The organism is Pseudomonas sp. NPDC087690 (assembly GCF_044743175.1).
In the GTDB taxonomy this organism is placed as follows: Bacteria; Pseudomonadota; Gammaproteobacteria; order Pseudomonadales; family Pseudomonadaceae; genus Aquipseudomonas.
The window spans coordinates 68,476-79,889 of the sequence record NZ_JBIUVX010000024.1 but is presented as its reverse complement, the minus strand read 5'-3'; the positions used below and the strand labels follow the sequence as shown (position 1 = coordinate 79,889).

At 59.9% G+C, this 11,414-nt stretch carries 5 protein-coding genes; all 5 read left to right on the top strand.

Annotation, left to right across the window (positions count from 1 at the left end; translation table 11 throughout):
• Positions 1 to 188: 188 nt before the first annotated feature.
• The 5 genes from recC (at position 189) to ACIPIZ_RS20335 (ending at position 11,401) form a co-directional block, all read left to right on the top strand.
• Entirely contained in the window at positions 189 to 3,641 is a 3,453-nt protein-coding gene (gene recC, locus ACIPIZ_RS20355; protein ID WP_401167032.1) for an exodeoxyribonuclease V subunit gamma, read from the top strand.
• Positions 3,638 to 7,327 carry an exodeoxyribonuclease V subunit beta gene (gene recB, locus ACIPIZ_RS20350; protein ID WP_401167029.1) on the top strand — a complete coding sequence of 1,230 codons (3,690 nt, stop codon included), beginning with the start codon at positions 3,638 to 3,640 and terminating at the stop codon, positions 7,325 to 7,327. The genes recC and recB overlap by 4 nt, the downstream gene beginning before the upstream one ends.
• Positions 7,324 to 9,441 carry an exodeoxyribonuclease V subunit alpha gene (gene recD / locus ACIPIZ_RS20345; protein ID WP_401167027.1) on the top strand — a complete coding sequence of 706 codons (2,118 nt, stop codon included), beginning with the start codon at positions 7,324 to 7,326 and terminating at the stop codon, positions 9,439 to 9,441. The genes recB and recD overlap by 4 nt, the downstream gene beginning before the upstream one ends.
• Before the next feature lie 119 nt (positions 9,442 to 9,560).
• Positions 9,561 to 10,136: a YfiR family protein gene (locus ACIPIZ_RS20340; RefSeq protein ID WP_064387817.1), complete on the top strand. Its 576-nt coding sequence runs from the start codon at positions 9,561 to 9,563 to the stop codon at positions 10,134 to 10,136.
• A complete protein-coding gene (locus tag ACIPIZ_RS20335) occupies positions 10,133 to 11,401 on the top strand; it encodes a diguanylate cyclase domain-containing protein (RefSeq protein WP_401167022.1) in 1,269 nt (422 codons plus the stop codon). Before ACIPIZ_RS20340 ends, ACIPIZ_RS20335 begins: the two co-directional genes overlap by 4 nt.
• Positions 11,402 to 11,414: the final 13 nt, after the last annotated feature.

Sequence of the window (11,414 nt, the reverse complement as noted above, 5' to 3'; positions counted from 1 at the left end):
GGTTTCCCCATGTGAGAGTAGGTCATCGTCAAGATTAAATTCCGAAACCCCAATTGCGAAAGCAGTTGGGGTTTTGTTTTGCCCGCAGGAAAGTTCTTACAGCATTCAAGGACGTCGTCCGGCTGTCACAACCTGCCGACAATGCTAAGGTTCTGCCCTAGCTTTTGTACTTTTCCAAGGAAGCCTTTATGCCGGACGCCCAGTCCCTCAACGCTGCATTCATGGTGGTTCAGAGCAACAGCCTGGACGAACTGCGCAGCCTTGTGATCAGCATCATGCGACGCTATCCACTGGCGCCTCTGGAAAACGAAATTGCCCTGGTGCAAAGCAACGGAATTGCCCAATGGCTTAAATTGGCTTTGGCGGAAGACCCCGAAGAGGACGATCTCGGCGGCTGCGGTATTGCCGCAGCGATTGATGTGCAACTGCCCGGCAGTTTTATGTGGCAGCTCTACCGAATGGTTCTGGGCCGAGAACAAATCCCCGCCAAATCCCTGCTCGATAAAGCACCACTGACTTGGCGCCTCATGCGCCTGCTACCTCAGGTCATCGATCGCGCACATTTCGAGCCGCTGCAACGGTTCCTCACCCACGACACTGACTTGCGCAAGCGTTACCAACTCTCCGAACGCCTGGCGGATCTCTTCGACCAATACCAGGTGTATCGGGCTGACTGGCTTGAAGACTGGGCTGAAGGGCGGCATCAGCTAAGGAATGTCAGAGGCGAGATTAAGGCATTGCCAGCCACCAGTTGCTGGCAAGCTGAACTGTGGCGAGCATTGCTGGAGGATGTGGGTGAACAAGGCATGGCACAAAGTCGTGCCGGTGTTCATCAGCGATTCATCGAGCGCATCAACAACCTCTCGGAAGCTCCGCCAGGGCTCCCCTCGCGAGTGATCGTTTTCGGGATTTCTTCGTTGCCGGCCCAAGTCCTTGAAGCGCTGGCAGGTCTCGCGCGTTTCAGCCAGGTTCTGCTTTGTGTGCACAACCCTTGTCGTCATCACTGGGCCGATATCGTCGCCGACAAGGACTTGCTGCGCCACCAATACAAACGACAGTCCCGCAAGAGCGGAATGCCTGTTGTGCTGGATCCGGAAACGTTGCACCAACATGCGCACCCGCTCCTGGCTGCATGGGGAAAACAAGGTCGCGACTACATCAACCTGCTCGATAGCTACGACGACCCCAACAGCTACCGTGCAGCGTTTCGCGATGGTCGAATCGATCTGTTCAGCGAAACTCAGGCGCACAACCTGCTCAATCAACTTCAGGACGACATCCTCGAACTGCGCCCGCTCAACGAAACCCGTGAGCACTGGCCTGCGGTTGATCTGACAAAAGACGACTCGATCCGTTTTCACATTGCCCACAGCGCTCAGCGTGAAGTTGAAATTCTCCACGACCAGCTCTTGGCCCGTTTCAGCGCAAATCCTGATTTGCGTCCTCGGGATGTCATTGTGATGGTGCCGGAGATCGACAGCTATGCGCCGCATATCCGTGCAGTATTCGGTCAACTTGATCGTCATGATCCACGCTTCATTCCTTTCACATTGGCGGACCAGGGCCAGCGAGGCCGCGATCCGCTACTGATCGCGGTCGAGCATCTGCTCAAACTGCCAGACAGCCGTTTTCCCGTCAGTGAGATCCTCGACCTGCTCGATGTTCCCGCATTGCGTGCCCGTTTCGGCGTGGAAGAACGCGACTTGCCGACACTGCACCGCTGGATCGAAGGCGCAGGTGTCCGTTGGGGCATGAACGCCGAGCAACGCGCAGGGCTCGGCTTGCCCGATGAGCTGGAGCAGAACAGCTGGCATTTCGGTCTGCGCCGGATGTTGCTCGGTTACGCCGTTGGTAGCGCGAACGCCTGCGCGGGTATCGAACCCTATGATGAAATCGGTGGCCTGGATGCGGCATTGATCGGGCCGCTGGTGGCCTTGCTTGATGCGCTGGAACTCGCCCACCATGAGCTTACGCAGCCGGCCCAACCCAAAGAATGGGGCCAGCGACTGCAAGCGCTCATGCAACTGTTCTTCAAAGCCAGCAATGAACATGACGATTACTTGCTGACCCAACTCGAGGAGCTTCGCGAAACCTGGTTGGAGACCTGCGAAGCTGTGGGGCTGGTCGATGAATTACCACTGACTGTCGTGCGAGAAGCCTGGCTCGCCGGGCTGGATCAAGGCCGATTGTCTCAACGCTTCCTCGCCGGCGCGGTGAACTTCTGCACGTTGATGCCGATGCGCGCCATCCCCTTCAAACTGGTTTGTTTGCTGGGCATGAATGACGGGGACTACCCCCGTGCGCAACCACCCTTGGATTTCGATCTGATGGGCAGCGACTACCGTCCGGGTGATCGCTCCCGGCGTGAAGACGACCGCTATCTGTTACTCGAAGCGTTGCTGTCTGCGCGTAATCAGCTCTACATCAGTTGGGTTGGTCGCAGCATTCGTGACAACAGCGAGCGCCCGGCGTCGGTGCTGATCGGCCAGTTGCGCGATCACCTGGCCAGCGGCTGGCGACTGCTCGACGAAAATCGGGATTTGCTGAGCGCCATGACAGAGGAGCATCCGTTGCAACCGTTCAGTGCGCGTTATTTCCATGAAGGTGATCAACTGTTCAGCTACGCCAGTGAATGGCAGGTGTTGCATCAACAGCCTGTACCGAAAAATAACGCAGAGTTACTCACGCCTTTCGTTCAGGAGGAACCGCTGAGCCTCGCTCTCTTGCAGGACTTTCTGCGTAATCCTGTACGGCATTTCTTCACCCAGCGGCTCAAGGTGTATTTCGAAGCCGCAGAAGCGCCGCTGGCCGATGAAGAGCCTTTTGTGCTCGACGCATTGCAGCGTTATACGCTCAGTGACAGCCTTCTCGAAGCTGCGCTGAGGCAACCGGACAACATTGATCAAGCCCTCGAGGTTCAAGCCCGCCGTCTGCAAAACAGTGGCCTGTTGCCGATGGCTGGCTTCGGCGAATGTTTACAGCGAGAACTGATCGAACCGCTGCCGGACCTGTTGCAGCGTTATCAACAACTACTGACGTTATGGCCGACACCGCTGACCAGTGCGATCCCGATCAGCCTCGATTTACAGGGTTTGCGCCTGGAAGGCTGGCTTTCAGGCCTGCATCAGCGCGCCGATGGTGGTGTGTTGTCGGTCACGACCATTCCCAACAGCATCGGCTCGATCAAAAGTCGCAAATGGCATCGATTGACCAAGCCGTGGGTCAATCATCTGGTCGCCTGCGCCTGCGGGCTTTCGTTGACCACAGCGTTGGTCGCCAGTGACGACACCTTGCTGCTTGAGCCGATGGAGCAAGAGCGAGCGCTGCGTTTCCTTGGCGATGTGCTGCTCGCCTGGCAGGCCGGCATGCGCCAGCCATTACCGATCGCCGTCAAAACCGCATTCGCCTGGCTGTCCCAGACCGATCCACTCAAGGCCGAAGCGGCCGCGCGTAAAGCCTACGAAGGTGATGGCCAGACCAGTGAAGGCGAGCGTCGCGAAAGTCCGGCGTTGTCCCGGCAATATGCCGACTTCGATGCGCTGCTCGCGGACGAAACATTTTCCGGCTGGTGCGACGCCTTGTACCGTCCATTGCTTGAAGCCCCTTGGCGCTCATTGTCCAGTGAAGGGGCACGCGCATGAGTACAAAAACTCCACTTGCCTTGGCATTCCCCCTGCGTGGCAGCCAGTTGATCGAAGCGAGTGCCGGTACCGGCAAGACCTTCACTATCTCAGCACTTTATCTGCGCCTGATCCTGGGGCACGGAGGCGAAGCCAACAGCTTCGGTCGTGAGCTTTTGCCGCCGCAAATTCTCGTAGTGACATTCACCGACGCGGCGACCAAAGAACTGCGCGAACGGATTCGTACGCGACTGGCCGAGGCCGCACGATTCTTTCGTGACGAGATGGCGGCCCCTGACGGATTGATCGCAGAACTGCGCGATCAATTCGTCTCGCAGCAATGGCCCGGTTGCGCCAATCGTCTCGATATTGCCGCACAATGGATGGACGAAGCCGCCGTTTCGACCATCCACAGTTGGTGTCAGCGCATGCTGCGTGAGCATGCGTTCGACAGCGGCAGTCTGTTCACCCAATCCCTGGAAACCGATCACAGCGACCTGCTTGGTGAAGTGTTACGCGATTACTGGCGGCTGTTTTGTTACCCGATGCAGGGTGATGCGCTCAATTGGGTTCGCAGCAATTGGGGCGGTCCTGCGGCATTGTTGCCGCGTGTCCGCGGCTTGTTCGCCAGTGAGCGTGACAGCGATGAAGGCAAGGCACCCGCTGAGCTTATCGAAGAGTGCCTGCAAGAACGCCGCGCTGCATTGATCGAACTGAAAATGCCGTGGCGCCAATGGGCAGACGAGTTGCTCGCCATCTGTCATCAAGGTGTTGCCAGCAAGACTGTCGATGGTCGCAAGATGCAAGCGCGTTACTTTGAACCGTGGTTCGAGAAGCTCAAGGCCTGGGCCGAAGACGAGGCCATGGAGCAACTGGACATCGGCACCGGCTTCACTCGACTGACTCCCGACGGCATGGCTGAGGCCTGGAAAGGCCAGGCCCCCAGTCATCCTGGGCTGGACGCCATGCACGGGCTCAAATCCAGTCTCGATGCATTGCCCACCCCCGACGCCGCTGTCCTGCAACACGCCGCAAAATGGGTCGGTGCGCGTTTCGAAGAAGAAAAACGCCGACGCGCCGAAATGGGTTTCGACGACATGCTGTTGCGTTTGGATGCCGCACTGCAATCCGAAGGAGGAGAGCGTCTTGCGATCTTGATTCGCGAGCAGTTTCCGGTCGCGCTGATCGACGAATTCCAGGACACCGATCCGGTGCAGTACCGGATTTTCGAGACGATCTATCGGATCGAAGAAAACAATCCAGACACCGGGCTGTTTCTGATCGGCGACCCGAAACAGGCGATCTATGCTTTTCGCGGTGCGGACATCTACACCTATTTGCGTGCGCGTCAGGCTACCAGCGGCCGCTTGCATACGCTCGGCACCAACTTCCGCTCCAGTCACGGCATGGTCAACGCGGTCAACCATGTATTCCAACGCGCCGAGTCCCGAGAGCAGGGACGCGGCGCGTTTTTGTTTCGGGAAAAAAATGGTGCTAACCCGGTGCCGTTTCTCCCTGTCGAGTCTCAGGGGCGCAAGGAAAAACTTCAGGTTGCCGGGCAAGACGTCGCAGCGCTGAATGTCTGGCTGTTGCCCAGCGATCAGCCATTGTCAGGCGCGGTCTATCGCCAACAATTGGCGGGCGCCTGTGCCAGTGAGATCACTGCGTTGCTCAATGGCGGGCAAAGCGCCAGTGCGGGATTCACCCAGGATGGTAAGGACTTCAGAGGCCTGCGCCCCTCGGACATCGCGATCCTCGTTCGTGACGGTAAAGAAGCCCAGGCCGTGCGCAGTGAACTCGCCAGTCGTGGTGTGCGCAGCGTTTATCTGTCGGACAAGGACTCGGTGTTCGCCGCTCAGGAGGCCCACGACCTGTTGTCGTGGCTCAAGGCCTGTGCCGAACCGGATGTCGAACGCTCGCTGAAAGCCGCGCTGGCCTGCATCACCCTGAACCTGCCCCTGGTTGAGCTGGAACGGCTGAATCAGGACGAGTTGGTCTGGGAAACCCGCGTCATGCAGTTTCGTGGTTACCGCGAACTGTGGCGCAAGCATGGCGTACTGCCGATGCTCCGACGTCTGTTGCACGACTTCCAATTGCCGCAGACCTTGATGGCGCGCAGCGATGGCGAGCGGGTACTGACCAACCTTTTGCACCTCTCGGAACTGATGCAGCAAGCCGCCGCTGAACTGGATGGCGAGCAAGCGCTGATCCGCCATCTGGCCGAGCTTCTGGCGTTGTCGGGGCAGGCCGGCGAAGAGCAGATCCTGCGTCTGGAAAGCGACGAGCAACTGGTCAAGGTGGTGACCATTCACAAGTCGAAAGGGCTCGAGTATCCCCTGGTGTTCCTGCCATTCATCTGCTCGGCAAAACCGGTCGACGGCAGCCGATTGCCGCTGCATTACCACGACGCTTCGGGCAAGGCCCAAGTGAGCCTCAAGCCAACCGCCGAATTGATTGCGCAAGCGGATGAAGAGCGCCTCGCCGAGGATCTGCGTTTGCTGTATGTCGCCCTGACCCGCGCGCAACATGCCTGCTGGCTGGGCGTGACGGATCTCAAGCGCGGCAATAACAACAGCTCGGTGCTGCACCTTTCTGCGTTGGGTTATCTGCTGGGCGGTGGCGCGTCTCTGGGGGAATCCAGCGGACTCGACCGTTGGCTGCGAGATCTGCAGCAGGACTGCGCGGCAATCAGCATCGCAGAAACACCGCAGCCCTCCGATGAACACTACCGGCCGCCGCGCAACGAAGCCGTCCTCAGTGCCACGCTATTGCCCAAGCGCAAGGCCAGTGAAAACTGGTGGATCGCCTCCTACAGCGCGCTGCGCATCAGCGATGTGCTGAGTGTCGGCAGCGATGAAGCTCCGGACAGTCCGCAAGCGCAAAAGCTGTTCGATGACGAGCGCCTCGACCCGGACGCACCACGGGAAATCATTGCTGGCGGCGCTGATATTCACCGCTTCCCCCGAGGTCCGAATCCAGGAACGTTTCTCCACGGTTTACTGGAGTGGGCCGGAGACGATGGCTTCGCGGTGTCTCGCGAGGCGCTGGAAGATGCGATTGCTCGTCGCTGCAACTTGCGTGGCTGGGAAGGCTGGATCCTCACCCTCAGTGACTGGCTGCAGCACCTGCTTAAATCGCCATTGCCAATTGATGGCGGACAGCCGCCGGTGATTCTCGAGCAACTCAAGCAGTACCGCGTCGAGATGGAGTTCTGGTTCGCCAGCCATAAAGTCGATGTGCTCAAACTTGACGAACTGGTGCGCCAGTACACGCACAATGGCGTCGCCCGTGTTGCGGCAGAACCAGTACAACTCAACGGCATGTTCAAAGGCTTCATCGACCTGACCTTTGAACACGATGGCCGTTATTACGTGGCTGATTACAAATCCAACTGGCTGGGCGTGGATGATCTGGCCTACACCGCGCAAGCCATGGAACAGTCGATCCTCGACAATCGCTACGACCTGCAATACGTATTGTACCTGTTGGCGCTGCATCGCCAGCTCAAGGCGCGGCTACCGGAATACGATTACGACCGGCACATCGGTGGCGCGCTGTATATGTTCCTGCGTGGCACCCGTGCAGACAGTCGCGGTGTTTACTTTGCCCGTCCGCCGCGCGAGTTGATCGAGCGGCTGGACCGGATGTTCCAGGGTAAACCCGAACCCAAGGCCGAACCCGCATGGGAACAGGGAGTCCTGCTATGAGCCGCACTTTTGCTGATCTGTTGCCGACCCCGTTGGCGGCCGATAGCCTGTCGAAACTTGCGCCGCTGACCAGCGCCGATGATTTGCTGCTGTTACTCACCCGCTGGGTCGAGCGGGGCTGGTTGCGTGCGCTGGACAAGGCGTTCGTCGCATTTCTTCACGAGCTTGAGCCGGGCACCGATCCGTTGGTGTTGCTCGCTGCCGCACTGACCAGTCACCAGTTGGGCCACGGCCACGTGTGTCTGGATCTGTTCGAAACACTCAAGGCCCCGGATTTTGCTCTGTCGTTGCCGCCCGAGGGTGATGTGCAGGGCGGCGTGTTGCTGTTGCCCTCGCAACTGCTTGAAGCGCTCGACGGCGTGCATTGGTGCAAGACGCTGGCCGGAAGTGGTCTGGTCGCTCTGGCGGCCGATACCCGAGAAGCGGCGCAGCAGCGGCCATTGGTGTTGGTCGGGAAACGTCTGTATCTGCGACGTTACTGGGCTTACGAACGGCGCATCGACGCGGCGTTGCGCCAGCGTTTGGCACAAACTGAGGCAACCCCGGAGGATCTGCCGCAGCGGTTGAATGAATTGTTCGGATCGGCCCGCTCCGGCGAGGTGATCGACTGGCAGAAGCTCGCCTGCGCCCTTGCCACTCGCAGTGCTTTCAGCATTGTCACTGGCGGCCCGGGTACCGGCAAAACGACGACGGTGGTACGCCTGCTCGCGCTGCTTCAAGCGCCGGCAGTGGAGGCTGGTCACCCGCTGCGCATTCGTCTCGCGGCACCGACAGGCAAAGCGGCGGCGCGACTGACCGAGTCCATTAGTCAGCAAGTGCAATCGCTGAAAGTTGCCGAAGAGGTGCGCGCGAAAATCCCCTGCGACGTGACCACCGTGCACCGTTTGCTCGGCAGTCGCCCCGGTACGCGACACTTCCGCCACCACGCCGGCAACCGCTTGCCGCTGGATGTGCTGGTGGTCGACGAAGCGTCAATGATCGATCTGGAAATGATGGCCAACCTGCTCGACGCGTTGCCGGCCCATGCGCGACTGGTGCTGCTCGGTGACAAGGATCAACTCGCTTCCGTGGAAGCCGGCGCGGTTCTTGGTGATCTGTGTCGTGACGCCGAGCAGGGCTGGTACAACCCGCAAACCCGTCACTGGCTGGAAATTGTCAGCGGTGAATCGTTGCAAGGCAGCGGCCTGCACGAGGACATCGACGGCACCCATCCACTGGCACAACAAGTGGTGATGCTGCGCCACTCGCGACGTTTTGGCGAGGGCAGTGGCATCGGTCAGCTCGCGCGGCGGGTCAATCAGCAGCTACCGCTTGAAGCGCGTCAGCTGCTGGACAGCGGGCACTATAAAGATGTGTTTGCGGTAAAACTGCCCAAGGGTGAACACGATCCCAAGCTCGAACGACTGGCGCTTGACGGCCACGGCGATGGCAACGGACCGCAAGGCTATCGGCACTATCTGAGCGTGCTGCGCAATCAGCGTCCGTCGCCCGACAGACCGCTGGAACATCCAGACTGGACCCACTGGGCGCGTGACGTCTTGCAGGCCTTCGACACCTTCCAGCTGTTGTGTGCTGTGCGCAAAGGGCCGTGGGGTGTTGACGGCCTGAACCTGCGCATCACCGCCGCGTTGCTCAAGGCACGCCTGATCGACAACGATCAGCAATGGTACGAAGGTCGCCCGGTACTGATGACCCGCAATGACTATGGTCTGGGTCTGATGAACGGCGACATCGGCATCGCCCTCAAGCTACCCGAGCGCGACGGGCCGGATGCCGGCAAGCCGCTGCTGCGCGTAGCCTTCCCGCGTAACGATGGCCAGGGCGGTGTGCGTTTCGTATTGCCGAGTCGGCTCAACGACGTGGAAACCGTCTACGCAATGACGGTGCACAAGTCGCAGGGCTCGGAGTTCGCCCACACCGCGCTAATCCTTCCGGATGCCTTGAACCCGGTGCTGACCAAGGAGCTGATCTACACCGGCATCACCCGCGCGAAACACTGGTTCACCCTGATCGAGCCGCGTACCGAGGTGTTTGAAGAGGCCGTACAGCGCAAGGTCAAGCGTCTCAGCGGACTGATGCTGGAACTGGAAGAGGGCAGCGTGCCTCACGGGTGAAAATCCAGACGTCGAACGGCGTTTATTGACCAACCGGTCAGGGGGCACCGCCTCGCTGGTGTTACACCGCTGTGCTATCGTTGCGGCATCATTTCGCTACGATCCAAGAGAATCCCTGCATGAAGGTGTCTGTCTGGGCGACAGAGCGCGCGGTTCGCTGCAAGTACGCGTTGCTTGTCGGTCTGCTCTGGCTGTTGACGGGCGTGGCCGTCGCGCAAGTGCAAAAGCCGACGGGCATGGCTGAGCAACGCGCGCAGTCGGTCACTCAAGTGGTTCTCGGCATCCTCAGTTACGCTCGCTGGCCGGTGGAGCCTGCGCAACTGCGCCTGTGCATCGTCGGCCCTACCGAATACACCGATGATCTGGTCAAAGGCACCACGCAGGCCACTGGCCGACCGGTCATCGTGCGCCGCTTGCTGGCGGACAATCCGGCGATCGTCAGCGAGTGCGATGCGGTCTATATCGGCAAACTGACAGCGGATGAGCGCAGTCGTCTTTTCGAATCGTTGATTGGCCATCCGGTGCTGAGCATCAGCGAAGGTGACGATCAGTGCACGGTTGGCAGCCTGTTCTGCCTGCGCGTCGGCGATGAGCAGGTGTCTTTCGAGGTCAACCTCGACTCGGTTGCCCGCAGCGGCGTACGCATTCATCCAAGCGTGCTGCAATTGTCGCGTCGCAAGCCGGCGGCACCATGAAACTGTTCAGGTCGAATAGCCGCCCAACGCTGGGTTCAGTCATTGGCCGAGGGCATTTGACGGTCGCGCTGGTGGGTGTGGCGATGGCCAGCGTTTCGCTGACGTTGCTCGGCGTACTGGCTTTACGGGTGTACGCCGATCACAACCTGCACTTGATCGCCCGTTCGATCAGCTACACCGTCGAAGCTGCGGTGGTGTTCAACGACAAGACGGCCGCCAATGAATCGCTGGCGCTGATTGCTTCTGCCGAAGAGGTCGCTGACGCCCAGGTGCTGAACAGCCAGGGACAAGTGCTCGCGCATTGGCAACGCCCGGAAAACGGTTTGTTCTCTGAGCTGGAAATGCAGATCACCCGCGCCCTTCTGGAAAAACCCATCAGCCTGCCGATCGAGCATCAGGACCGTGAAATCGGTCGTGTGCTGCTTACCGGCCATGGTGGCAGCCTGATGCGCTTTCTGCTCAGCGGTCTGGCGGGGATCATCCTCTGCACCGCGATCAGCGCCTGGGTTGCGCTCTACCTGGCGCGTCGCCAGCTACGCGCGATCACCGGTCCTCTGCGCAGTCTGGCCAATGTGGCCCACGCCGCCCGCAGCGAACGCGCACTGGATCGGCGCGTGCCGCCGGCACAGATCGCCGAACTCGACAACCTCGGCAACGACTTCAATGCTTTGCTCGATGAGCTCGAGTCCTGGCAGAGCCATCTGCAAAGCGAAAACGAAAGCCTCGCGCATCAAGCCAGCCATGACAGCCTCACCGGTCTGCCGAACCGTGCGTTTTTCGAGGGGCGCTTGATTCGTGCCTTGCGCAACGCCGGCAAACTCAATGAGCGAGTGGCCGTGCTGTTTCTCGACAGTGATCGCTTCAAGGGCATCAACGATAACTTCGGCCATGCTGCCGGCGATGCGGTGTTGGTGGCCATCGCCAATCGCGTTCGCGCGCAATTGCGTGAAGAAGATCTGGTGGCGCGCCTGGGCGGCGATGAGTTCGCCGTATTGCTCACGCCCCTGCACAAGATCGAAGACGCCGAGCGTATTGCCGACAAGATCCTCGCCAGCATGGACATGCCCATCGCGCTGCCGGGCGACACCCGTGTCGTGACCTCGCTCAGTATCGGCATCGCGGTTTTCCCGGATCATGGCGCCACCCCCGGCGGCCTGCTCAATGCCGCCGATGCGGCGATGTATCAGGGCAAACGCCTGTCGCGTGGCGCTCAATTCACGGCTGGGTCGGAGCACCCGGCCGATCCCGTTCAAACCAGGAGCTAATCCCGTGTTCACA